We start from the raw sequence: 22,993 nt of genomic DNA, 5'->3' as shown, positions 1-22,993 counted from the left end.
CGCCGCACCACCGCCGTCCACTGGATCCCCCGCTTTCGCGGGTGATGACAACGGAGTATGTGGTGACGCAGGCGGCTCTCACGTCGCTTCGATATGCAAGACCGAGAACCCCCATGACCTACACGCCGACGCCGACGGACCCGAACGCCACGCCGGTCCGCATCAATCTCCTATCGGACACCCAGACCCGCCCGACCGCTGCGATGCGCGACGCGATGGCCCGCGCCGAGGTCGGCGACGAGCAGATCGGCGACGACCCCACGGTCAACGCGCTGTGCGCGCGCGTTGCCGAACTGCTCGGCAAGGAGGCTGCGGTGTTCATGCCGTCGGGCACCATGTGCAATGTTGCCGCAACCCTGGTGCATTGCCGGCGCGGCGACGAGATCCTGGCGCACCCCACCGCGCATCTGATCAGCCGCGAGGGCGGCGCCCATGCCGCGCTCGGCGGCTTCCAGGTCACTGCCGTACCCGGCGCCGACGGCCAGTTCACGCCCGAGGCGCTGCGCGGTGCGCTGCACCCGCGCAGCCGCTACGAGCCGCCGCAGACCCTGGTCAGCGTCGAGCAGACCGCCAACATCGGCGGCGGCACGGTCTGGAAGAAGACCGCGCTCGACGCGGTCACGACGATCGCCCGCGAGCACGGCATGGCCACCCATATGGATGGCGCGCGGCTGTTGAATGCCTGCGTCGCCACTGGCATCAGCGCGCGCGAGATGTCGGACGGCTGGGACTCGGTGTGGCTCGATTTCACCAAAGGCCTCGGCGCGCCCCTGGGCGCCGCAATGGCCGGCTCGCGCGACTTCATCGACGAGGTCTGGCGCTGGAAGCAGCGGCTGGGCGGCGCGATGCGCCAGGCCGGCATCAGTGCTGCGGGCTGCCTGTATTCGCTCGATCACCACGTCGAGCGGCTCGCAGACGACCACGCCAACGCCCGCGCACTGGCCGGCGGCCTGTCGCAAATCCCCGGCATTGTAGTGCAGCAGCCGGAGACCAATCTGGTGTTCTTTGATCCTGCAGGCGCCGGCGTCACGGGCGCGGCCATGGTCGCCGCCTTGCGCGCGCGCGGCGTGCTGCTCGCCACCATGGACGGCCGCATCCGCGCGTGTACGCATCTGGATGTGACACAGGAGATGATCGAGGAGACGCTGGGGCTGGTGCGCGAGATCGTCAGGACGGCGTAACCTCGCCGCCAAACACTCAACTGTCATCGTCCGGCCGGGCGCGCAATTGCGCGCCTGGACCGGGCGACCCAGTAGACACCGCCGTCGGCGATCAATCCGCGTCGACAGCGTCTACTGGATCACCCGCTTTCGCGGGTGATGACAACGGAGTGTTTGGTGACGGAAGCGACGCAGAGGTGGCTGCCCTACTCCACTGCCCCATACACAATCTTCCGCACGTCCGCCTCGATGCGCACACGCTGCGACGGCGCCTGCATCATCACGACAACGAACATGTCGTCGCGCGGATCGATCCAGAAGAAAGTGCCGCCGACGCCGTCCCAGCGATACTCGCCGACCGGGCCGGGCTCGCTCGGCAGTTCCTTGGTTCGTACCGCGAAGCCATAGCCGAAACCGCTGCCGTTGCCGGGGAAGTAGTAGTAGTCGCGCTTGACGCCGCTGCCCGGGCCGACATGGTCCGCGGTCATCAGCGCGACCGTCTCGGCGCGCAGATAGCGCCGGCCCTCATAGACGCCGCCATCGAGCAGCATCTGTGCGAAGCGCGCATAGTCGCCGAGCGTGCCGACCAGGCCGGAACCGCCGGCCTGCCAGCGCCGGACGTCCAGCGGGTCATGCATGCCGATCACCGGTCCGATCATCCGATCGCCCGGAAACGGCTCGGCGATGCGCCCGCGCTTGGCTTCATCGGTGACGTAGAATGACGTATCGACCATCCCCAGCGGGTCGAGCAGCCGCGTCTTCAGGAAAACGTACAGGCTCTGTCCCGACACCCCTCGATGACGCGGCCGAGCACGTCGGTGGAGTGGCCGTAGTCCCACAGCGTGCCTGGCTGCTCGGCCAGCGGAAGCTTCGCGATGCGGTCGGCCAGTTCGGCATTGTCGAAATCGCGCTGGAACAGACCGATCTGCGCATAGCGCCGCCGCGCCGCATCGTCGCCGTAGAAGCCATAGGTGATGCCGGAAGTGTGGCGCAGCAGGTCCGCGATCGTGATCGGACGGCGCAGCGGCACGACGGCCGACGTAGCATGCTCGTCGCCGCCCTTGCGGTCGATGCCGACCTTTGCGTCGGCAAAGGCCGGAATGAACTTCGACACGGGATCGTCGAGCTTCAGCCCGCCCTCTTCCACCAGCATCATCGCGGCCACCGAGGTGACCGGTTTCGACATGGAATACAGCCGGAAGATGCTGTCCGGCGTCATCGGGTTGGCGCCATCGCGCTTGCCGAACGACTCCGCATAGACCGCCTTGCCGTGCTGCTGCACCAGCACCACGGCGCCGGGAATCTTGCCGCTGCCGATCTCGTTACCGAAATAGTCGTTGAGCGCGGCGAGCCTGGCCGTCGACAACGTGCGCGCCGGCGCTTCGGCCCACGCCGTGCGCAGCGATGCGGCGGCGAGCAGCGTCAGCCCGACGGCCAACGCCGCGGCGAGGCGCGCGGCGCTAATTCTCCAGCGCTTCATAGATCAACCGTTTGACCGTCGCCTGGATGCGCTGGCGCTCCGAGGGCGTCTGCTCCAGCAGCACGAAGAAGAAATCCTGCTTGCGATCGATGACGAAATAGCAGCCGCTGGCGCCATCCCATTTCAGTTCGCCCAGCGAACCCGGCGGCGGCGGCCTGGCATTGCCGGGATCGGTACGCACGCCGAAGCCGTAGCCGAAGCCGAAGCCGTCGCCGGGGAAATACAGCACGTCGCGCTTGACGCCGGACTCCTTGCCGATGTGATCGGAGGTCATTTCCTTGAAGGCTTCGGGACTGAGATAACGCCGGCCGTCCAGCGTACCGCCGTTCAGGATCATTTGCGCGAAGCGGGCGAAGTCGCCCACGGTGGTGTGCATGCCACCGCCGCCGGATTCCCATTTCATGAAGCGATCGGGTCCGCTGTCGAAGCCGACGCGGAAGTCGGTGTCCCACGGCATCGGCTGCGCCATCATGAAGCGCTTGGCGCGATCGGCGATGAAGAACCCGGTGTCGGTCATCCCGAGCGGGCCGAGCAACGCCTCCTGCTCGAATTTGAGCAGCGACTTGCCTGAGACCACCTCGATGACGCGGCCGAGCACGTCGGTGGAGTGGCCGTAGTCCCACAGCGTGCCGGGCTGCTCCTGCAGCGGCAGGTCGGCGATGCGCTCGGCGAATTCGGCGTTGTCGAAATCGCCGTCATAGATGCTGGCATTGCCATAGACGCGGCGGACCATGCCCTGGCCGTAGAAGCCGTAGGTAATGCCGGACGTATGCAGCATCAGGTCGCGCACGGTGATCGGCCGCGTCAGCGGCTCGATCGCCAGCGCCTTCTCGCCTTCCTCGACCGTCTTCTCGACGCCGACCTTGGCGTCGGCAAAGGACGGGATGTATTTCGAGACGGGATCGTCGAGCTTCAGCCGGCCCTGGTCGACCAGCATCATGGCCGCCACCGAGGTGATCGGCTTGGTCATCGAATGCAGACGAAAGATGGTGTCTTGCGTCATCGGCAGGTCGGACGCCAGGTCGCGCATGCCGAACGCCTGCGTGTACACCGGCTTGCCGTGCTGCTGGATCAGGATCACCGCGCCGGGTATGCGGGCGTGGTCGATCTCGTTGCGGAAGAACTCGCCGATCCGTGCCAGCTTCTCCTGCGAGAACCGCGCGCCGGGCGGAATTTCGAAAAGACCTTCGGCCCGGGTCGCGGATGCCGGCGCAACCAGCAACAGCGCTCCGCACAGCAGGGAGCGCGTTGCACGCCGCAAATTCATCACCAGGCTTTCCATCAGATGACGGAATTGTAACGCCCGCGCCCGCTCAGACAAGGGGTGTCACAAACGCCAGCGACCATTGGAGGGGCACGACGACAGCATCAGCGCTAAGCAGCGTAGTGATACCGGCGGCGGCGACGCCGAGTTGCGTCGCGCCGAACCCGCGACCGGTCAGGCTCAGGTTGCCGGCGCGCTGATCACGCCTTTTTCGGCCAGCAGGGCCTGCAACTCGCCGGCCTGGAACATCTCGCGGATGATGTCGCAGCCGCCGACGAACTCGCCCTTGACGTAAAGCTGCGGAATCGTCGGCCAGTTCGAATAGGTCTTGATGCCGTCGCGCAGGTCGGCCGATTCGAGCACGTTGAGGCCCTTGTAGCCGACGCCGACGTGATCGAGGATCTGCACCACCTGGCCGGAAAAGCCGCACTGCGGAAACTGCGGCGTGCCCTTCATGAACAGCACCACGTCGTTGGTCTTCACTTCATTGTCGATGAATTGGTCAATGCTCATGATCGCGTCCTCGTTGCGGCCCAGCCACCGGGCGGCTCGGCCCACCTGTCATGTCATATAGGTAGCCCAAAGATTTGTGCATCCCAAGGAAAATGCCCGGAAACCGGAGCAAAACCAAGGGATAGCCGCGCCGGGGGGGGCAAATGATAGAGAGCCGGGCTGCCCGGGCGGGCTCCCGCGCATTCCGCCGACGCGGGCCTTGGCCCCCGGCCGGCCCGATCAATCATATGACCGCGAGCCTTTTATAACGCGCCGGACGTCCTATTTAGGACAGGCCGACCGCGGAACCCTTGCGTGAAAGCAACGTTCTCTACGAAACCGGAGATTTTCGTGACGAATCCAGCTTCAGCCGCGGCCGCGCTGGCCGCCCCGGCCGCGTCATTGTCTTCCGGATCTGGTTCGCTGGCCCGGCGACTGGGCGAAGCCTTTCTCGCCGTCCGCAACGAAACCGAACGCCGCGCCGCGCCGCTGTCCCCTGAGGACCAGCTGGTGCAGTCCATGCCCGACGCCAGCCCGGCGAAATGGCACCGTGCCCATGTCACCTGGTTCTGGGAGCAGTTTCTGCTCGGCGAGCACAGCCCGGGCTACAAGCCGTGCCATCCCGACTACGCCTACCTGTTCAACTCCTATTACGTCTCCGCAGGCCCGCGTCACGCCCGCGCCCAGCGTGGCCACCTCACTCGCCCCGGTGCCGATGAAGTGACGGCGTATCGCCGGCACGTCGACGCGGCCGTCATCAGGTTCTTCGACACGACCGACGACGCCAAGCTGGCCTCGCTGGTGCCGCTGCTGGAGGTTGGCCTCAACCACGAGCAGCAGCACCAGGAACTGATGCTGACCGACATCCTGCATGCCTTCGCGCAGAACCCGATCCCGCCGGCCTACGATGCCGCCTGGCAATTCCCGGTTTCAACGACCTCAGGGGATCCCTGGCTGACGCTGACCGAAGGCATCCACACCATCGGGCATCAGAGCGAGACATTTCATTTCGACAACGAAAAGCCGGCGCATCGCGCGCTGGTCGGGCCGGTCAAGCTCGCACGCAACCTCGTCACCAACGGCGAGTGGCTGCAGTTCATGAAGGCCGGCGGTTACGACACCGCAACGCTGTGGCTGATGGACGGCTTTGCTGCCGCCGCGCGCGAGGAATGGCAGGCGCCCGGTCACTGGCGCAAGATCGACGGCGAATGGCGGATCATGACGCTGGCCGGGCTGCAGCCGATCGATCCCCACGCGCCGGTCTGCCACGTCAGCTATTACGAGGCCGACGCCTTTGCCCGCTGGAGCGGCAAGCATCTTCCGACCGAGATGGAATGGGAGGTCGCCGCTCGCGCCGGCGGGCTCAACGATGCCTTCGGGCTGGTCTGGCAATGGACGCGCAGTTCCTATTCGCCCTATCCCGGCTACCGCGCCATCGAGGGCGCGCTCGGCGAATACAACGGCAAGTTCATGGTCAATCAACTAGTCCTGCGCGGTTCATCGCTGGCCACGCCGGACGGCCACAGCCGTCTGTCCTATCGCAATTTCTTCTATCCCCACCACCGCTGGCAATTCACCGGACTTCGCCTCGCCGACTACGTCGGCTGATACTCAACTTAACGGCGCGTTGAACGCGTTCAGGAGACCGTCATGAATGTGCATGCCCCACTGGCAACGCCGCATCAGCACGATGAGAATACGTCGGCTTTCGCATCCGACCTGATCCAGGCGCTGTCGCAAAGTCCGAAGAAGCTGTCGCCGAAATATTTCTACGACGCCGCCGGCTCCGAGCTGTTCGAGCAGATCACCAAACTGCCGGAATATTACCCGACCCGCACCGAGCTGGCGATCCTGCGTGCGCGCGGCGCCGATATTCACGGCATCATTCCCAGGGGCGCGGCGCTGGTGGAATTCGGCGCCGGCGCCACGACCAAGGTGCGGCTGCTGCTCGACCAGTGCGAATTCGCCGCCTATGTGCCGGTGGACATCTCCGGCGACTTCCTCAACGCCCAGGCCGCCGAGCTGCGCGCGGATTTTCCCGATCTCGACGTCTATCCGGTTACCGCGGACTTCACCGCCCCGTTTGCGCTGCCCGACGCCGTCAGCGCGATGCCGAAGGTCGGATTTTTCCCGGGATCGACGCTGGGCAATTTCGAACCGCACGAGGCTTGCGCCTTTCTGCGTAGTGCCCGCGAGATTCTCGGACCCGGCGCGCTGCTGGTGATCGGCATCGATCTGGAGAAGGACGAGCGCCTGCTGCACGCCGCCTATAACGACGCCGCCGGCGTCACCGGTGCGTTCAACAAGAACCTGCTGGTGCGCATCAACCGCGAGCTCGGCGGCAATTTCGACCTGTCGGGCTTTACGCACCGGGCGATCTACAACCGCGAACGCCACCGCATCGAGATGCACCTGATCGCCAAGAATCCGCAGACCGTGCGCGTGCTCGGCCACAGCTTCTCGTTCCGCGCCGGCGAAAGCATCCACACCGAAAGCAGCTACAAATACAGCCTCGACCGCTTCACAGCCCTGGCGCGCGGCTCCGGCTGGACCCCGAAGACATCATGGACCGACGACGCCAAGATGTTCTCGGTGCATGCATTGGTGGCGGAGAACTAAGAAAGCGCGCGCATCGCGCTGGGCTGTCATCGCCCGGCCAGGCGCGCAATTGCGCGCCAGGACCGGGCGACCCAGTAAACACCGGCGCCGGTGATCGTCACGTCAGCCGATGTTTACTGGGTCACCCGCCTTCGCGGGTGACGACAATCGAGCGGATTTACTCCGGCACACCTGTCTGCAGCGCCAGCGCATGCAGCACGCCGCCCATCTGGCCCTTCAGCGACTGGTAGACGATCTGGTGCTGCGCCACCCGCGACTTGCCGCGGAAGGATTCGGAGATCACGGTGGCCGCGTAATGGTCGCCGTCGCCGGCAAGGTCGCGGATCGTCACCTCGGCGTCGGGCAGCGCGGCCTTGATCATGGCCTCGATATCGTGGGCATCCATCGGCATTCAGGTCGTCTCCAGCACGGTCCGATCTCGCGGCAGGCGATCGCCGCGCCGGGTGTCGAACTTAACGCGGACGCCCTTCTGCGTCACCCATTCAGATACTATATCGAAGGTTCCGGCGCGCCGAAAACGGTGCCGCCGACCCGATCCGATCGACCGACCGCAGGAGCAGACCCCATGAAATTGCCCGGCCCCGACCATCCCATCGCCATCACCGCCAATCCCAAGCGCGTCCGGGTCACCGCCGGCGGCGTGGTGATCGCCGAAACGAACCATGCGCTGACGCTGAAAGAGGCAAGCTACCCGGCGGTCCAGTACATCCCCCGCGCCGACGCCGACATGGCGCTGCTGGCGCGGACCGACCGCGTCACCCATTGCCCCTACAAGGGCGACGCCAATTATTACAGCGTCAGTGCCGGCGGCAAGACGATGGAGAACGCGATCTGGACCTATGAAACGCCGTTTCCGGCCATGGCCGAAATCGCCGGCCACCTCGCCTTCTATCCCGACAAAGTGACCATCGAGGAAGTGGCGGGCTGAAGTCGTCGTTCGAAGAATGACGGCCTTCAGCCCGCCATCCCGGGCTGCGACAGCCGGCGAAGCCGGATGGCGCAGACCCGGGATCTCGAATTGTTTTGAACATCCAGGGATTCCCCGCACTCCGATTGGAGCTGCTGAGGTTCGCTCGCGCCTCGCGCCTCGCGCCCCGGCATGACATGGCATGCCTGATTTGCCATAATCAGGTTCGCGACACATCGGGGCAATCGATCACATGTCAGACCGCAACGCAGCGCTGGACCGCGCCCGCACCTTCATCACGCTGCTGGTGCTGGCGAACCACGCGGTGGTCGCCTACACCGCCTTCGGGCGCTATTATCCCAACCACTATCTGTGGTCGACCGCGCCGATCGTCGACAGCCAGCGCTGGTTCGGCTTCAACGTCCTGACGCTGTTCAACGACGCGTTCTTCATGTGCCTGATGTTCCTGCTGTCGGGCCTGTTCGTCGCGGGCTCGCTGGCGCGCAAGGGCGTCGGCAACTTCTTGCGCGACCGCGCGCTGCGGCTCGGCCTGCCGTTCCTGGCGATGATCTTCGTGCTGATGCCGATCGCCTATTACGCCTCGTTCAAGCTCTCCAGCAACAAGGCCGGATTTGTGGAGTTCTGGCTCGGCAACTTCAAGCAGGGCATCTGGTTCGACGGGCCTGGCTGGTTCATCTGGTACCTGCTGTTCCTCGACCTCGTGGCAATTCCGGTGTTCTATTTCGCGCCAGGCGTGATCGACGCCATCAACCGGCTGTCGCTGGCCTCGTTCCAGCGCCCAGTGCGCTTCGCAGGCGTTCTCGCGCTGGTCTCGATCGTGGCTTATGTCCCGATGCTGTTCGAGGTCGGCGCCGTCCGCTGGTTCAACTGGGGGCCGCTGCAGGTGCAGCTCAGCCGCACCGTTCTCTATGGCGTGTTCTTCTTCGCCGGCATGGGGATCGGCGCCGCGCATCTCGACCGCGGCCTGCTGGCCGGCACCGGCGCGCTGGCGCGGCGCTGGTGGGTGTGGCTCATCGCCGCCGCGGTAGCGTTCGGCGCACTGGCCTGGCTGATCGATTTCCGGCGCATGAAGCTCGCCAACCTCGCGGGCGCGCCCCCATTCTGGTGGCAGTCGAGCTACGGCGTGATCTATGCGGTGGCCTGCTCGCTGATCTGCGTCGCCGTGCTGGCGCTGTTCCTGCGCTTCGGCCAGCGCGACAAGAGCATCTTCGATCCCCTCCGCGACGACGCCTACGGCATCTATGTGGTACATTACATCCCGGTGCTGTGGCTGCAATACGCCCTGCTCGACGTGACCGCGCTCGGCGCGATCCCGAAAGCGCTGATCGTCTTTGCCGGCACGCTGGCGATCAGTTGGGGCGTGACGGTGATGCTGCGCAGGATACCCGGCGCCCGGCGCGTGCTGTAATGCGACATCCGGCGCAGAGATTCGCCGGTCGAATGGACAGGTGAAGGTGATCAGGCTTCTTTTCAACGTCGCTCCCGACCTCTACGCGCAGTATCGCGCGCCCATCCTTGACGCGCTGCGACGCCGCGACCTGCCCGCCGAGGCAGGCCTGCCCGGCGACATCGCGCCCGAGGCGGTGGACTACATCATTCATGCCACCGGCGGGCCGGTCACGGACTTCGGCGTGTTCACCCGCGCGCGTGCCGTGCTGAGCCTGTGGGCCGGCGTCGAGAAGATCGTCGGCAACAGGACGCTGACCCAGCCGCTGTGCCGCATGGTCGAGAGCGGCCTGCGCCAGGGCATGGTGGAATGGGTGGTGGCGCACACGCTGCGCGCGCATCTCGGCACGGATCGCTACGTCCGCGAAAAGCCGGTCACATGGACGCAGCACGTGCCGCCGCTTGCCACCGATCGGTCGGTCACGGTGCTGGGCCTGGGCGAACTGGGATCGGCGGCCGCAACGACGCTGGCCGGGCTCGGCTTCCGCGTCACCGGCTGGGCGCGCCACGCCCGCGAGATCGCCGGCGTGCGCTGCCTCGCCGGCGCGGACCGCCTGCCCGAGGCGCTCGCTACAGCGGAGATCCTCGTGGCAATCCTGCCCGAGACTCCCGACACCATCAATCTGCTCGATGCCAAACGGCTGGCGCTGCTGCCGCCGGGCAGTTGCATCCTCAATGCCGGCAGGGGTTCGCTGATCGACGACACCGCGCTCATTGCGGCGCTCGATCGCGGACAGGTGGCAAACGCAACGCTCGACGTGTTCCGCACCGAGCCGCTGCCGGCCGATCATCCGTTCTGGTCGCATCCGGGGGTGACGATCTCGCCGCATGTCGCCGCCGCCACGCGCGTCGGCACGGCGGCCGAGGCGATCGCCGACAATATCGCGCGCTCGCAATCCGGCGCGCCGCTGCTGCATGTGGTGGATCGCACGCAAAGCTATTGAGCCCACGTCCCGGACGCGATGCGGCATCGCTCAGAGATCGACGACGATGTCGCCCTGCGGCTGCGCGCAGCAGATCAGCAGGTTGCCCGCCGCCGGCGGATCGATCGGATCGGGCCGGTACGTCACCGTCCCGGCCACAAGCCCGCTTTCGCAGTTGTGACAGACACCGGTGCGGCACGACCAGCGCACCGGCACATCGCAGGCTTCGGCGAGTTCGAGCAGGCTCTGGAACGACGGATCCCAGTGCACGCTGAGGCCGCTGCGCGCGAACGACACCAGCGGTCCCGTGCCCGCGTGCCCCGACGGCTGATGCGGCGGCGTCTGCGGCGCCGCAGCGATGCCGGGCGTGCTCGACGGCCCGGCGCCGAACAGCTCGGTGTGAATCCGGTTCCTGGCGACGCCCCAGGCAGCCAGACCTGCAGTTAGTTCGCTCATGAAGGCCGATGGCCCGCAGATGTAGAAATCGGCATCGCGCGGCACGTCGAGTTCGCGAAGTGCCGCCATGTCCAGACGGCCGCGCGCATCGTAATCGATGCCAGGCCTGTCATCGGGATCCGGCACGCTGTAGCGGACCAGGCGGCGGCCATGCGCCAGCGCTGATATCAGCGACGCCGCCTCGCTGGCAAAGGGATGCTCACGGCCGTTGCGGGCGCCGTGCAGCCACCACACGGCACGCGGCGACGCCTGCGCCGCCAGTGCATGGAGCATCGCCAGCACCGGCGTGGCACCCACCCCCGCGCTCAGCAGGATGACGGGACCGTCGCCCGGTCCAAGCGTGAAGCTGCCGCGCGGCGCGCTGACGTCCAGCACGTCGCCCACCTCCACCCTGTCGTCGAGATAGGCGCCTGCCGCGCCATGCGCTTCCCGCTTCACGCTGATGCGATAGCAGCGCTCGCCGGGCTCACCGGACAACGAATAGCTGCGCAGCAGCGCGGGGGTGCCCGGCACCGGCGTCAGCCGCAGCACGACAAACTGGCCGGGAAGCGCCGCGCTGAGGGGAAGCCCATCCGTGGGCTCGAGCACCAGCGACATCACGCTATCGCTCTCCCGCACCTTGCGCGACACCCGCAGCGGGCGGAATCCGGTCCAGGCCGGGGCGGTCCGGACGAAGGCGCCAGCCCGGCATTTCCCGTCGCCACCCCGCTTTGCTCCTGCGCCAACAGCGATTGAAACGACGCGCGCCAACCGTCGCTCACCGCCGGGATGCGCAGCGCGCGTTCGAGTCCGCTGCGGGAATGGCCGGGCCTGTAAAGCAGCGCGTCGATCTCTGCGACGCTCATGCGCTCGGCACCGCTGCCGACCTGGACAATCTCGTCGCCGGCCTCGACCTCGCCCTCCTGGATCACCCGCAGATAGAAGCCGGGCCTGCCGCGCGCCACCAGCAGCGCCGCCATCTGCGGCTCGTTCATGCGGATGCCGACGCGGTAGCAGGTCACGCGCGGCTGCGTCACCTCGAACACGGCGCGGCCGATCCTGTAGCGGTCGCCGATGCACACCTCGTGGTCCGGCAGGCCGTCGACGGTGAAATTCTCGCCGAACTGGCCGTGGCTGAAATCGTCGCGGCCGAGTTCGCTCTGCCAGTAGCGGTAGGAGTCCAGCTGATAGACCAGCACGGCGCGGTGCTCGCCGCCGTGGCCGGCGAGATCGCCCTGCCCGTCACCATCGATGTTGAGCCGGCGCACCATGCGCGGGCCTTGCACCGACGTTTTCCAGACGGACGTGTGAACCGTCTTGCCCTGCCACGCGATGTCGCGCGGCAGTCCCACATTGACCGACAGCAAGCGCGCCATGACGTCGTCCTCCGCTGCGATGCCGGCGACAGCCTAGCATCGTCGAGGTATCGAGAACATACGCAGCGCCGTGCCGGAGACGCGGCGAGTGCGAGCCATACTGGACGGCGTTCCCGATGTGTTGCAGAACGCCGTCTGGCTCTGAACCTGACTGGAGTGCTCCCCGATGGCCCACGAACTGCGCGTGACCGAAGGCCCCGCCCTGACAAATGGGGGAGAGATCGATCGCGACGCTCTCCAGGCCGCCCGCACCGACCTCGCCGCCTGTTTTCGCATGGCGGCCCGACTCGGCATGGAAGAAGGCATCTGCAATCACTTCTCCGCCCTCGTTCCTGGCCGCGACGACCTGTTTCTGGTCAATCCCTACGGCTTGGCCTTTGCCGAGATCACCGCGTCCAGCCTGCTGGTCTGTGACCTCGACGGTCGCGTGATCGAAGGCGAGGGCCGCCCGGAAGCGACGGCGTTCTATATCCACGCCCGCGTCCACAAGCGGCTGCTGCGCGTGAAGGTCGCGTTCCATACCCACATGCCCTACGCCACCGCTTTGACCATGACCGAGAGCGATCCTCTCGTCTTCGCCGGCCAGACGGCGCTGAAATTCTACGGCCGCACCACACTCGACCGCGACTACAACGGCCTGGCGCTCGACGAACGCGAGGGCGACCGCATCGCCGGGGCGATCGGCGACGCGGACATCGTGTTCATGCGCAATCACGGGGTCATGGTGCTGGGACCGACGATCGCCGAGGCCTGGGACGATCTGTACTATCTCGAGCGCGCCTGCCAGGTGCAGGTCCTCGCGCTCTCCACCGGCCGGAAGATGCTTCCCGTCGATCCCACGATTGCCGAAGCCGCCTATCGGCAGATGCGCGAGGGCGATCCGGAATCGGCACGCCTGCATCTGGAAAGCGTCAAGCGCGTGCTCGACCGCAGTGAGCCCGACTACCGCGACTGATCGGGGTCGTTGGGGCCGGCGCGCCCGCGCCACACTCCCTGTCATCGCCCGGCCTGGCGCGCACTTGCGCGCTTGGACCGGGCGATCCAGTACACACCGGCCGTCGTATACTGGATCCCCGCATGCGCGGGGATGACAGCCGGAGTTTCAGGCTTACGCCGTCGCGCCCATGTAGTTCGGCAGCCAGCTTTCATGGGCGTGCTCGAGCGCCTTGATATGCAGGGCGCGTTCATTGGCGATGGCGAGTTCGACGCCGCCGGTGACGCCGATCTGCATGCAGGGCACCTCCACCGTCTTCAGCTTGGTGAGCACGCTGAGCAGATGCTCTTCCGGCACGGTGACGATGTAGCGCGCCTGGTCTTCGCCGAACCACCAGGCGTGCGGCACGGTCGCAGCCGGTGCTGCATCGAGCTTGGCACCGACGCCCGAGGCGATGGCCATCTCGGCCAGCGCGATCAGCAACCCGCCGTCGGAGACGTCATGCACCGCCGTGGCAGTGCCGGCGTGAATCATGCCGCGCACCACGTCGCCGTTGCGCTTCTCGGTCGCCAGATCCACCGGAGGCGGCGCGCCCTCTTCGCGGCCGCAGATGTCGCGCAGATAGACAGACTGGCCGAGCCAGCCTTCGGTCGCACCGATCAGGAGGATCGCTTCGCCCTGCGATTTGAACGCCAGCGTCGCCGACTTGGTGAAGTCGTCGAGCACGCCGACGCCGCCGATCGACGGGGTCGGCAGGATGCCGCGGCCGTTGGTCTCGTTGTAGAGCGAGACGTTGCCGGACACGATCGGGAAGTCGAGCGCGATGCAGGCTTCCGCAATGCCCTTCAGGCAGCCGACCAGCTGGCCCATGATCTCCGGTCGCTCGGGATTGCCGAAGTTGAGGTTGTCGGTGATCGCCATCGGCTTGCCGCCGACCGCGGTGATGTTGCGCCAGGCTTCCGCCACCGCCTGCTTGCCGCCTTCGACCGGATCGGCCTCGCAATAGCGCGGCGTGACGTCGACGGTCATCGCCAGCCCCTTCGGGCCGTCTTCGATGCGCACCACCGCGGCGTCGCCGCCGGGGCGCTGCACGGTGTTGCCGCCGATGACGTGATCGTACTGCTCCCACACCCAGCGCTTGCTGCACAGTTCGGGCGTGCCAATGAGCTTTTCCAAAGCGTCGGCGATCGACAGCGGCGCCGTGACGTCGCGCGCATGAATCACCGGCAGCGCCGGCGTCGGCACGTGCGGGCGATCGTACAAAGGCGCCTCGTCGCCGAGCTCCTTGATCGGCAGGTCGACCATGGTCTCGCCGCCATGCTTGACCACGAAGCGCATGGTCGGCGTGGTGTAGCCGACGATGGCGAAGTCGAGGCCCCACTTGCGGAAAATCGCCTCGGCCTCTTTCTCTTTCTCTGGCTTCAGCACCATGAGCATGCGCTCCTGGCTCTCCGACAGCATCATCTCATAGGCGCTCATGCCGCGCTCGCGCGTCGGCACGGTGTCGAGATTGAGCTCGACGCCGAGGTCGCCCTTGGCGCCCATCTCGACGGCCGAGCAGGTCAGGCCCGCGGCGCCCATGTCCTGGATCGCGATGACGCAATCCGCCGCCATGATCTCCAGGCAGGCTTCCAGCAGCAGCTTTTCGGCGAAGGGATCGCCGACCTGCACCGTCGGGCGCTTCTCGGCCGAGTCCTCATCGAATTCCGCTGAGGCCATCGAGGCGCCGTGGATGCCGTCGCGGCCGGTCTTCGAGCCCAGATAGACGATCGGCATGTTGACGCCGGACGCCGCCGCCAGAAAGATCTTGTCGGCATCGGCGAGGCCGACGGCCATGGCGTTGACGAGATTGTTGCCGTCGTAGCGGGTGTGGAAGCGCATCTGGCCGCCCACGGTGGGGACGCCGAACGAATTGCCGTAGCCGCCGACGCCGGCCACCACGCCCGATACCAGATGCTTCGTCTTCGGATGCTCCGGCGCGCCGAACGACAGCGCGTTCAAGCAGGCGATCGGCCGCGCGCCCATGGTGAACACGTCGCGCAGGATGCCGCCGACCCCGGTGGTCGCGCCCTGGTAGGGCTCGATGTAGCTCGGGTGGTTGTGGCTCTCCATCTTGAACACGATGGCCTGGTTGTCGCCGATGTCGATGACGCCGGCATTCTCGCCCGGCCCCTGCAGCACCCACGGCGCCTTGGTCGGCAGCCCCTTGAGATGGATGCGCGAGGACTTGTACGAGCAGTGCTCGTTCCACATGGCCGAGAAGATGCCGAGTTCGGTGAACGACGGCACCCGTCCGATCAGCTTGAGGATGCGCGCGTACTCGTCGGGCTTGAGGCCGTGGGAGGCGACGAGTTCGGGGGTGATCTCCGGGGAGATTTTGGGCTGATTCATTGGGACTCTTGCGCTTGTGAGGCTTCTTCGGAGGCAGAAGGGAACAGCGGAAAAAGGGCTTTTACCCCTCTCCTCCGCCCAGTCCAAGGCTTTACGGATTCAGCTTGCGAAACCGGCATTTGCGCCCGGCCTAGGAACCGGATTTAACACTTTTCGCTGCCAATCCAAGGAGTTCAGACCGTGAATGTGCCTGTCGACGCCACCATCCCGTTCCACGCCGACGCCTATACCGCCACCGAGGGCGAATTCGCCGGCTGGACCACCTGGAAGCGGGATTCCTTCGAATCAGTGTCCGGGCCGTTCTGGCACAAGGTCGAGGCCGACGGCCGGGTCAACTGCGCGTTCCGGGTCGAGGCCAAGCACCTCAATGGCATGAGGAACGTGCACGGCGGCTGCTACATGACCTTCGCCGATTACTGCCTGTTCGCGCTGGCCTCGCGCGAATTGCGCGGCCCGGGCATCACCGTGTCGTTCGCCTGCGAATTCCTCGATGCGGCGAAGCTCGGCGAGTTGATCGAATGCGATGGCGAAATGACCCGGATCGGCGGCTCGCTGATCTTTTTGCGCGGCATGCTGCGTTCGGGCGAGCGCAGGCTGTTCTCGTTTTCCGGCACCATCAAGCGGGTGAAGAAGAAGGACAGGCCGGCGGTATAGCGGGGCGGCCCGTACCGGCGCACCGAGGCGGTCATCGGGCGCGGTGGAACCAATTCGCCCTTTATTCGTCCCCTATTCTGAACAGTCCGCGCGCTGGATTGGGCGCAGCGGCAGTCCAGGATATTCATTTCAATGTTCAAGCTTCGCATATTTTCGGATGCCCGGAGCCGGGTGGCATGACGACCAAAGTCGCCATCATCGGCTCGGGTCCGACCGGCATCTATACCCTCCACGGACTCGTGCGCTCCGCCGTGCCGTTGTCCATCACAATCTTCGAGGTCGAGGCGGATGCCGGCAAGGGCACGCCGTACCATCCCGACATCAACGACCAGGCGATGCTGGCCAACATCGCCAGCATCGAGCTGCCGCCGATCTGCGAGACCCTGGTGGAATGGCTGCGTCGCCAACCGGACGCTGAGCTGCAGCGGCTCAACGTAGCGAGTGCCAACATCCGGGAGCGCGAATTCTATCCGCGCGTGGTGCTCGGCGAATTCCTGCAGTCGCAATTCCAGCAACTGATCGAAATCGGCATCGCTCGCGGCCACAGCATCGACGTCAAGTCGCGTCACCGCGTCGTCGACATCCGGCTGCGCGAAGCCGATATCCAGCTCGAAGTGACCATGCCGGACGGCGCCCGCAAGGATTACGCCTTCGACCACGTGGTCATGGCGACCGGCCACAACTGGCCGGAGAGCACCGAGATTAGGCCCGGCTATTTCATGTCACCGTGGCCGGCGCCGGCGCTGAAGACCATCGGGCCGTGTCACGTCGGCATTCTCGGCACCTCGCTCAGCGCCATCGATGCGCTGATCACCGTGGCCACGGCGCACGGGGTGTTCTACCTCGACGCTGGCGGCCAGCTGCAGTACCAGGCTTCCGCCGACGGCGAGGGCTTTCACGCTGCGCTGATGTCGCGCAAGGGCCTGCTGCCCGAGGCCGACTTCTATTGCGAATATCCTTACACGCCGCTGCAGGTTTGTACCCCCGAGGCTGTCAACGCGCTGATCGAGCGCGGCTGCGCCAACCTGCTCGACGATGTGTTCGAGTTGTTCAGGGCTGAACTGGTGGCCTGCGACCCGGACTATGCCGCGAAGATCGGACTGGCGCTGGTCACCGTCGACACCCTTGCCGATGCCTATTTCGCCGAACGCGAGGCCGCCGATCCGTTCACCTGGGCCGCTGCCAACCTCGCCGAGGCCGAGCAGAACAAGCGCGATCATTATACGGTGCCATGGCGGTATGCGATCCTGCGCATGCACGAGATCATCGCGCGCGCGGTGCCGCATCTCGACCAGGACGATCTCAAGCGATTCCACGGCAAGTTCAAGAGCGTGTTCGTCGACGACTACGCCACGGTGCCGCACCAGTCGATCCAGCGGCTGCTGGCGCTGCGCCGCGCCGGCAGACTGGAGATCCTGAAGCTCGGCCGCGACTACAAGCTCGATGCCGACGGCGTCGCCCGGGGCGCCGCGGTGCATTTCGACGGCAGGCGCGTCGCCTTCGACGCCTTCATCGATGCCACCGGCCAGGCGTCCATGTCGGCGCGGGACATGCCGTTTCCGGGTCTGATCGAACAGGGCGTGATCAAGCAGGCGGCGACGCCCGAGGGCGTGCTGATCCTCGACGAGTCCGACGAAGCCGCGTTCACCCGCACCGGCGGCATCGATCTCGATGCGGCCTTCCGCCCGAAATTCGCGGCCAACCTGTGCAACCGGTTGTACTGTGCGGCGATCTCGTTCCTGCTGCACAAGCTGCCGTTCGTGCAGGGCATCACCAGCGCCCACGAGATCGGTGAAGTGGTGTCAAAGGCGATCCTCGACGATGTCTCAGCCGATCAGCGCGAACCGGCGCTGATGCTCGACGACGCATGATCAGGCGCTCCCCCGACAAACACCTCGTCGCCTTCATGAAGGAAGCCGGCGCCACCGACGTTACAGTTGATGCCGAGGTGGCGCTTGTTGTTGCGAAGGATGCTGCGAAGGATTTCCGGATCGTCCTCGACGCCCGGCTGCGCGACAAAGGTCATGCCGCAACGCGTCGTTTCTTCGATAGCCTGCACCGCGACTGCGCCGACCCGCATGTTCCGGCCGACCCATTGTTTCTCCACGAAACCGCTGATATCGCCGGTGTCGATCAGCACCGTCGGGCGGAAACGCCGGACATCGACGGCTTCGATCTGGCGCAATTCCGCGAGGCGCTGCAGCGATGCCGTGGTCAGCACGTGCATGGGAAAATGCGCGTGCCGGTATTCGGTCTGCGGAAAATCCGGATGCCCCTCGACCGGCCCGTGCGCCGCGACCGCGACCGCGAATTCGAAGTAATCCGATAACGTTGCATTGAGCGCGCCGTCGTTGACCGCGAAACACGTGCCGTCCGGAAAGGCGATCGTTGGCATTTTTCCGGCATCCCAGCGCGCCCCCAGATGCAGGGCCTTGCGCCATCGGACATGCTTTTCCGGCGCGGCCGGCGCACCGGTCTCAGCATCGATCAGCGTGAAGCGGCGGTCGTTGACGATACCGTCCACGCTGACGATGGTGCTCGTCACCCGCTCTCCGCCGAGCGAACTCACCGGATGCCGCCAGATCTGTGCAATTCGTCCGACTGAATTCAAATGGTTGCCCCCGTATATCCGGAAGGCAACGCGGTGGGGCCGGTTTTGTGCCGGATGCGGGGACAGGCGGAAGCGCCGCTTGCTACTGCACGCTCACCAGCGTCAGGTCGACGAACCACGACTGCGGCGAGACGAAGCCCTTCACCTTGGTGCTCATGGCGCGCGGGTTGAGGTCGTGGACGATGTACAGCCACGGCGGATTGTCGACCAGCCGCTCATGCGCCTTGCGCGTGTTGGCAGCGATCACCGTGGGGTCCGTCGCCTCGGCCATGGTCTTGAGCGCGGCCTCGAATTCGTCGTCCTTCCACTGCTCGAAATTGAAGCCGTTGGGCGAGAAGTTGGCGGCGGCAAAATAGCGCGCCATGATGCCGACGTCGGACGACGGCGACGAGATGTTGAGCGCCATGGCGCCTTTCAGCGCCGGTGCCTCAGGCGTAGCGCGGGCATTGCCAAGCAGCACATTCCATTCGATGACGTCGAACTCGACCGTGACATTGCAGGCGTCCTTGAGGTTCTGCTGCAGGAATTCGTTCATCGGCAGCGGCAGCATCTGGCCGGAGCCGGACGACGAGACCTGCACCTTGAACGAGAGCGGCTTGGCGGCGGTGAATCCGGCCTCCGCGAGCAGAGCCTTGCCCTTGGCCGGATCGAACCTGTAGCGGTTCACGGGGCTGCCGAAGTTGGGATCGCTGGCCTTCAGCCACCCCGCCGACGGTTCAGCGGTGCCTGACAGCAGCGACACCAGGCCTTCGCGGTCAACGCAGTAGTTCAGCGCCTGCCTGACTTTCACATCCTTGAACGGGCTGTTAGCGGCGCCGATGTTGTAGAACCACGGCCAGACATGCGGATAGGAGCCGGTGGTGATGGTGAAGCCGGCCGACTTCAACGAGGCAATGCCGTCCGGCGGCGGCACCTCGATCCAGTCGACCTGGCCGGATCGCAACGCCGCGAGCCGCGCATTGGATTCCGGGATGGGCATCAGCACGACGTTGTCGACCTTGGCCTTCTTCTGTGCGTCCCAGTAGCCGTCGTTGCGGGCGAGCTCGACGCGCTCGCGCGGCACCACTTTGGTGATCTTGAACGGACCGGTGCCCGCCGCCGGCAATGTCGCGACCTTGGCCCAGTCGCCGGCCTTGGCGAAAGACGCAGGCGAGGTGAACAGCAGGTACACCGCCATGTAGGGGAAATACGACGCCGCAGTCGTGGTCGAGATTGCCACAGTGCTATCGTCGATCTTCCTGTAGGCGCCCATCAAGGGCACGCGGGCCCGCGACATGGCCGACGCCGCGACCTCGAATTGCGGGCTGTCGTTCTTGAAATAACGGTCCAGATTCCAGATCACGGCGTCGGCGTTGAAATCGCTGCCGTCATGGAATTTCACGCCTTTGCGCAAATGGAAAATCCAGGTCTTCTTGTCGGCTGGGTCCTGCTCCCATGTTTCCGCCAGCCCCGGCCGCAATCCGGCGAGCTGGTCCGTCCTGCTGAGGTCCCACAGCACCAGCCCCTCGAAGATCGGGTAGCCCATGAAGCGCATGCCCTCGAAACCGTTATTGGGCAGGCCGGTGGCGGTGGGCACGTCGGCGGCGGTCATGGCGATGCGCAGCGTGGTTTTCGCAAGCGCTGGTTGCGCGAGCAGCACGGCGGTGATGGCGATGGCTTTGGCAGCATGACGAATGAGCATGGTCTCTCCGGCGCTGGGGAAATGGCGGGGAGAAACCAGCAAGTTTCAGGCCAGCAGGAGGCAGCTGCGGCGCGCCCGAGACACGGGAGCGCGCTGCGCCCTACTTCTCTTTCAGCATCTCGCGATACTTGGCGACATCGCGCGTCACCAGTTGCTGCAGTACCTCGGGCGTGTGCTCGTTGACGTCAGGCGCCACGGTGGACAGATCGACGAAGCGCTTCTTCACGGCGTCGCTTTCCACCGCGTTGCGCGCCGACGCGTTGAGCTTGGCGACGATCTCCGGCGGCGTGCCCTTCGGCGCGAACAGCCCGTTCCAGCCCTGGGCCTCGAACTCCGGCAGACCGGCTTCCGCCGAAGTCGGCAGATCCGGCAGCGAGCCGAGCCGCACGGTCGAGCCGACCACGATGCCGCGCACCAATTTGTCGTCGATGGCCTGCGAGACCGAAGCGGCGCTGTCGCAGACACCGTCGATCTGGCCGCCGATGGCGTCGGTCAGCGCCGGCGCCGCGCCGCGATAGCCGACCAAGGTCACGTCGATGCCGGCAGCTGCGACAAAACTCTTGCAGATCAGGTAGTTCGACGAGCCGACGCCGGCGTGGCCGAGGTTGACCTTGCCGGGATTGGCCTTGGCGTAAGCGATGAAATCCTTCAGCGTCGCCGCCGGGAAATCCTTGCGCAGCGCGACGATGCCGAACGTCTTGGCCACCATGCCGATCGGCACGAACGAGTCCGGCGTGAACGGCAGCTTGGGATAGATGGTGTAGGTGGCCGCAGAGGTGCCGGCATTGCCGATGGCGATGGTGTAGCCGTCGGGCTCGGCGCGCGCGGCGCGGGCCAGCGCGGTGGAGCCGCCGGCGCCAACCACGTTCTCCAGAATGATCGGCTGGCCGAGATTGCGGGCCATCTGCTCGGCGACGACGCGGGCGATCACGTCGGAGGTGCCGCCGGCCGCGAACGGCACGATCATGGTAATGGCGCGCTTGGGGAAGTCCTGCGCCTGCGCGGTCACCGCGGTGAAGGCGGCGACGGCCGCGGCGGCGACGATCTTCAACACGATTGCGTTCACGCCGCGCGCTCCAGCTGCGCGACGAGGCCAGCGAACAGCCCGCGCCCGTCGGTGCAGCCCATGATGTCTTCAACGTGGTTTTCCGGATGCGGCATCATACCGAGCACATTGCCTTTTTCGTTGACGATGCCGGCGATGGACTGCGCGGCGCCGTTGATATTATGCAGGTCACCGACTTCGCCGGCCGGGCTGCAATAGCGGTACAGCACGCGGCCATCGCCCTCGAGACGCTTCAGGGTCTCAGCGTCGGCGGTGTAGTTGCCCTCGCCATGGGCGATCGGCACGCGGATCACCTGGCCGGCATTGTAGCCGCGGGTGAAGGCGGTGTCGGAGCGCTCGACGCGCAGGTGCACGTCATGGCAAATGAATTTCAGCCTGGCGTTGCGCATCAAGATGCCCGGCAGCAATCCCGACTCGCACAGGATCTGGAAGCCGTTGCAGACGCCGAGCACCAGGCCACCATCGGCCGCAAAGGCGCGCACCGCATCCATGACCGGCGAACGCGCCGCAATGGCGCCGCAGCGCAGATAGTCGCCATAGGAGAAGCCGCCGGGCACCACGACAAGGTCGGTGCCCGCAGGTAGCGCGGTGTCGGCATGCCACACCATGGTGGCGTCCTGGCCGGATGCCAGTTTCAGGGCGCGCGCCATGTCGCGCTCGCGGTTGATGCCGGGGAAGACGAGGACGGCGGATTTCATGATGAAGCGACTCTTTCAGAATAGCTGGACCTGGCTTGGGCTATCTGCTGCAGGCCCAGTTCCATTTCGTAATTGATCGTTCTCAACAGGACGAGATTTTCGTGCAGCTTGGCGTCCATTCGGTCCATGCCATCATGAATCTCGTACAACATTTCGAGAATTTGCTGTTTCGAAATCTCGTCCATGACGGCTGTCACGCCGTCATGGACGGAGTATCGTTCAGTTCAAGGCGCCGTTCGATGCGATCGAGCTGATGTTCATGACGAACAAGGGTGGCGTGAATCCCAGCCAGCTCGGTATGGACACCGACTACTTCCTGGCGAATGGCGTTCTGAGACAGCTGTAACGCATGCACCTGCTGCTTGACCTCGCCGATCTCGCTTCTGACTTGCGAGACGTCGCGCTGCAACGACTTCGGTACTTCATAAATCAACTCACTGCTGATCTCAGCCATGACCCGATCTCCGGAAGTCTACCCCTGCACCTCGATAGCATAATTCTCGATCACGGTGTTCGCCAACAGCTTGTCGGCGGCGGCCTTGAGGGCCGCCTCGGCCTTGGCCTTGTCTCCGCCGGGGATTTCGATGTCGAACACCTTGCCCTGGCGCACGGAGGCGATGCCCTCGACGCCGAGCGACTTCAATGCGCCCTCGATGGCCTTGCCCTGCGGATCCAGGATGCCGTTTTTCAGTGTGACGGTAACGCGCGCTTTCATGGTCGACTTAACCTGTTTGTCCCCGCCTGACGCGGGAGAATACACCGCAACATCCTCATCCTTCGAGACGCGGGCTTCGCCCGCTCCTCAGGATGAAGGTCCCTCATAGCGAGGCGCGTC

General features: G+C 65.6%; 20 protein-coding genes and 2 pseudogenes. 9 read left to right on the top strand and 13 right to left on the bottom strand.

The genetic code is table 11. From position 1 onward, the window contains the following. Positions 1 to 113: 113 nt before the first annotated feature. Positions 114 to 1,181: a threonine aldolase family protein gene (locus ONR75_RS12850; protein ID WP_265082934.1), complete on the top strand. Its 1,068-nt coding sequence runs from the start codon at positions 114 to 116 to the stop codon at positions 1,179 to 1,181. Positions 1,182 to 1,366: 185 nt separating this feature from the next. Here the strand turns inward: ONR75_RS12850 and ONR75_RS12845 are convergent. The 3 genes and pseudogenes from ONR75_RS12845 to grxD all read right to left on the bottom strand — a co-directional run bounded on the left by ONR75_RS12845 (position 1,367) and on the right by grxD (position 4,417). Next, positions 1,367 to 2,640: pseudogene (locus ONR75_RS12845) on the bottom strand (serine hydrolase domain-containing protein). Further along, entirely contained in the window at positions 2,621 to 3,907 is a 1,287-nt protein-coding gene (locus tag ONR75_RS12840) for a serine hydrolase domain-containing protein (RefSeq protein ID WP_265082933.1), read from the bottom strand. The pseudogene ONR75_RS12845 and the gene ONR75_RS12840 overlap by 20 nt, the downstream one beginning before the upstream one ends. A 177-nt stretch (positions 3,908 to 4,084) precedes the next feature. Then, on the bottom strand, positions 4,085 to 4,417 hold the full coding sequence (grxD, locus tag ONR75_RS12835) for a Grx4 family monothiol glutaredoxin (protein ID WP_265082932.1): 333 nt from the start codon (positions 4,415 to 4,417) through the stop codon (positions 4,085 to 4,087). 330 nt (positions 4,418 to 4,747) lie between these two features. On the opposite strand from grxD, the gene egtB reads away from it, so the two are divergent. Both egtB and egtD read left to right on the top strand, forming a co-directional pair. Further along, on the top strand, positions 4,748 to 6,004 hold the full coding sequence (egtB, locus tag ONR75_RS12830) for an ergothioneine biosynthesis protein EgtB (RefSeq protein WP_265082931.1): 1,257 nt from the start codon (positions 4,748 to 4,750) through the stop codon (positions 6,002 to 6,004). A gap of 42 nt (positions 6,005 to 6,046) precedes the next feature. Beyond that, complete coding sequence (gene egtD, locus ONR75_RS12825; RefSeq protein ID WP_265082930.1) at positions 6,047 to 7,015, top strand: L-histidine N(alpha)-methyltransferase; 969 nt, start codon at positions 6,047 to 6,049, stop codon at positions 7,013 to 7,015. A 157-nt stretch (positions 7,016 to 7,172) separates the two neighbouring features. On the opposite strand, the gene ONR75_RS12820 is transcribed toward egtD, so the two are convergent. Continuing rightward, entirely contained in the window at positions 7,173 to 7,406 is a 234-nt protein-coding gene (locus tag ONR75_RS12820) for a BolA family protein (protein WP_265082929.1), read from the bottom strand. 174 nt (positions 7,407 to 7,580) lie between these two features. On the opposite strand from ONR75_RS12820, the gene ONR75_RS12815 reads away from it, so the two are divergent. From ONR75_RS12815 to ONR75_RS12805, 3 genes are all read left to right on the top strand, one after another. Next, the gene (locus ONR75_RS12815) at positions 7,581 to 7,943 is read left to right on the top strand and encodes a DUF427 domain-containing protein (protein ID WP_265082928.1); all 363 of its coding nucleotides are present in this window, start codon (positions 7,581 to 7,583) and stop codon (positions 7,941 to 7,943) included. 232 nt (positions 7,944 to 8,175) lie between these two features. Then, positions 8,176 to 9,351, top strand: coding sequence for an acyltransferase family protein (locus tag ONR75_RS12810; RefSeq protein WP_265082927.1), 1,176 nt, complete (start codon positions 8,176 to 8,178; stop codon positions 9,349 to 9,351). Positions 9,352 to 9,397: 46 nt separating this feature from the next. Continuing rightward, on the top strand, positions 9,398 to 10,333 hold the full coding sequence (locus ONR75_RS12805) for a 2-hydroxyacid dehydrogenase (protein WP_265082926.1): 936 nt from the start codon (positions 9,398 to 9,400) through the stop codon (positions 10,331 to 10,333). 30 nt (positions 10,334 to 10,363) lie between these two features. Here ONR75_RS12805 and ONR75_RS12800 read toward each other — a convergent pair. Continuing rightward, positions 10,364 to 12,123, bottom strand: a pseudogene (locus ONR75_RS12800) (MOSC domain-containing protein). 166 nt (positions 12,124 to 12,289) lie between these two features. On the opposite strand from ONR75_RS12800, the gene ONR75_RS12795 reads away from it, so the two are divergent. Further along, positions 12,290 to 13,078 (top strand): aldolase, encoded by a 789-nt coding sequence (locus tag ONR75_RS12795; protein ID WP_265082925.1) that lies wholly within the window; start codon positions 12,290 to 12,292, stop codon positions 13,076 to 13,078. Between the two features lie 153 nt (positions 13,079 to 13,231). Here the strand turns inward: ONR75_RS12795 and purL are convergent, their stop codons facing one another. Then, positions 13,232 to 15,448, bottom strand: coding sequence for a phosphoribosylformylglycinamidine synthase subunit PurL (gene purL, locus ONR75_RS12790; protein WP_265082924.1), 2,217 nt, complete (start codon positions 15,446 to 15,448; stop codon positions 13,232 to 13,234). A 180-nt stretch (positions 15,449 to 15,628) separates the two neighbouring features. Between purL and ONR75_RS12785 the strand changes: the two genes are divergently transcribed. Continuing rightward, positions 15,629 to 16,102 carry a PaaI family thioesterase gene (locus ONR75_RS12785; protein WP_265082923.1) on the top strand — a complete coding sequence of 158 codons (474 nt, stop codon included), beginning with the start codon at positions 15,629 to 15,631 and terminating at the stop codon, positions 16,100 to 16,102. A gap of 176 nt (positions 16,103 to 16,278) precedes the next feature. Continuing rightward, complete coding sequence (locus ONR75_RS12780) at positions 16,279 to 17,973, top strand: FAD/NAD(P)-binding protein (protein WP_265082922.1); 1,695 nt, start codon at positions 16,279 to 16,281, stop codon at positions 17,971 to 17,973. Here ONR75_RS12780 and ONR75_RS12775 read toward each other — a convergent pair. From ONR75_RS12775 to purS, 7 genes are all read right to left on the bottom strand, one after another. Further along, positions 17,937 to 18,647: an MOSC domain-containing protein gene (locus ONR75_RS12775; RefSeq protein ID WP_265082921.1), complete on the bottom strand. Its 711-nt coding sequence runs from the start codon at positions 18,645 to 18,647 to the stop codon at positions 17,937 to 17,939. The genes ONR75_RS12780 and ONR75_RS12775 overlap by 37 nt on opposite strands. 148 nt (positions 18,648 to 18,795) lie before the next feature. Then, on the bottom strand, positions 18,796 to 20,394 hold the full coding sequence (locus ONR75_RS12770; RefSeq protein WP_265082920.1) for an ABC transporter substrate-binding protein: 1,599 nt from the start codon (positions 20,392 to 20,394) through the stop codon (positions 18,796 to 18,798). A 100-nt stretch (positions 20,395 to 20,494) separates the two neighbouring features. Beyond that, positions 20,495 to 21,460: a tripartite tricarboxylate transporter substrate binding protein BugD gene (locus tag ONR75_RS12765; protein ID WP_265082919.1), complete on the bottom strand. Its 966-nt coding sequence runs from the start codon at positions 21,458 to 21,460 to the stop codon at positions 20,495 to 20,497. Then, the gene (gene purQ, locus ONR75_RS12760; RefSeq protein WP_265082918.1) at positions 21,457 to 22,158 is read right to left on the bottom strand and encodes a phosphoribosylformylglycinamidine synthase subunit PurQ; all 702 of its coding nucleotides are present in this window, start codon (positions 22,156 to 22,158) and stop codon (positions 21,457 to 21,459) included. Before purQ ends, ONR75_RS12765 begins: the two co-directional genes overlap by 4 nt. Continuing rightward, positions 22,155 to 22,343 (bottom strand): hypothetical protein, encoded by a 189-nt coding sequence (locus tag ONR75_RS12755; protein ID WP_265082917.1) that lies wholly within the window; start codon positions 22,341 to 22,343, stop codon positions 22,155 to 22,157. Before ONR75_RS12755 ends, purQ begins: the two co-directional genes overlap by 4 nt. An 8-nt stretch (positions 22,344 to 22,351) precedes the next feature. Then, positions 22,352 to 22,612: a hypothetical protein gene (locus tag ONR75_RS12750; protein ID WP_265082916.1), complete on the bottom strand. Its 261-nt coding sequence runs from the start codon at positions 22,610 to 22,612 to the stop codon at positions 22,352 to 22,354. A gap of 18 nt (positions 22,613 to 22,630) precedes the next feature. Then, positions 22,631 to 22,873: a phosphoribosylformylglycinamidine synthase subunit PurS gene (purS, locus tag ONR75_RS12745; RefSeq protein WP_265082915.1), complete on the bottom strand. Its 243-nt coding sequence runs from the start codon at positions 22,871 to 22,873 to the stop codon at positions 22,631 to 22,633. Positions 22,874 to 22,993 lie beyond the last annotated feature (120 nt).

This window comes from Rhodopseudomonas sp. P2A-2r, from assembly GCF_026015985.1.
Taxonomy (GTDB): domain Bacteria; phylum Pseudomonadota; class Alphaproteobacteria; order Rhizobiales; family Xanthobacteraceae; genus Tardiphaga.
Note: the sequence above shows the minus strand (reverse complement) of the source record. Positions and strands in the feature narration are given on the sequence as shown.

What these genes read in the sequence shown, in the direction of transcription:
- ONR75_RS12850 (WP_265082934.1), top strand. Translation starts at nt 114, where the DNA reads ATGACCTACACGCCGACGCCGACGGACCCGAACGCCACGCCGGTCCGC.
- ONR75_RS12840 (WP_265082933.1), bottom strand. Translation starts at nt 3,907, where the DNA reads ATGAATTTGCGGCGTGCAACGCGCTCCCTGCTGTGCGGAGCGCTGTTG.
- grxD (WP_265082932.1), bottom strand. Translation starts at nt 4,417, where the DNA reads ATGAGCATTGACCAATTCATCGACAATGAAGTGAAGACCAACGACGTG.
- egtD (WP_265082930.1), top strand. Translation starts at nt 6,047, where the DNA reads ATGAATGTGCATGCCCCACTGGCAACGCCGCATCAGCACGATGAGAAT.
- ONR75_RS12820 (WP_265082929.1), bottom strand. Translation starts at nt 7,406, where the DNA reads ATGCCGATGGATGCCCACGATATCGAGGCCATGATCAAGGCCGCGCTG.
- ONR75_RS12815 (WP_265082928.1), top strand. Translation starts at nt 7,581, where the DNA reads ATGAAATTGCCCGGCCCCGACCATCCCATCGCCATCACCGCCAATCCC.
- ONR75_RS12810 (WP_265082927.1), top strand. Translation starts at nt 8,176, where the DNA reads ATGTCAGACCGCAACGCAGCGCTGGACCGCGCCCGCACCTTCATCACG.
- ONR75_RS12795 (WP_265082925.1), top strand. Translation starts at nt 12,290, where the DNA reads ATGGCCCACGAACTGCGCGTGACCGAAGGCCCCGCCCTGACAAATGGG.
- purL (WP_265082924.1), bottom strand. Translation starts at nt 15,448, where the DNA reads ATGAATCAGCCCAAAATCTCCCCGGAGATCACCCCCGAACTCGTCGCC.
- ONR75_RS12780 (WP_265082922.1), top strand. Translation starts at nt 16,279, where the DNA reads ATGACGACCAAAGTCGCCATCATCGGCTCGGGTCCGACCGGCATCTAT.
- ONR75_RS12770 (WP_265082920.1), bottom strand. Translation starts at nt 20,394, where the DNA reads ATGCTCATTCGTCATGCTGCCAAAGCCATCGCCATCACCGCCGTGCTG.
- purQ (WP_265082918.1), bottom strand. Translation starts at nt 22,158, where the DNA reads ATGAAATCCGCCGTCCTCGTCTTCCCCGGCATCAACCGCGAGCGCGAC.
- ONR75_RS12755 (WP_265082917.1), bottom strand. Translation starts at nt 22,343, where the DNA reads ATGGACGAGATTTCGAAACAGCAAATTCTCGAAATGTTGTACGAGATT.
- ONR75_RS12750 (WP_265082916.1), bottom strand. Translation starts at nt 22,612, where the DNA reads ATGGCTGAGATCAGCAGTGAGTTGATTTATGAAGTACCGAAGTCGTTG.
- purS (WP_265082915.1), bottom strand. Translation starts at nt 22,873, where the DNA reads ATGAAAGCGCGCGTTACCGTCACACTGAAAAACGGCATCCTGGATCCG.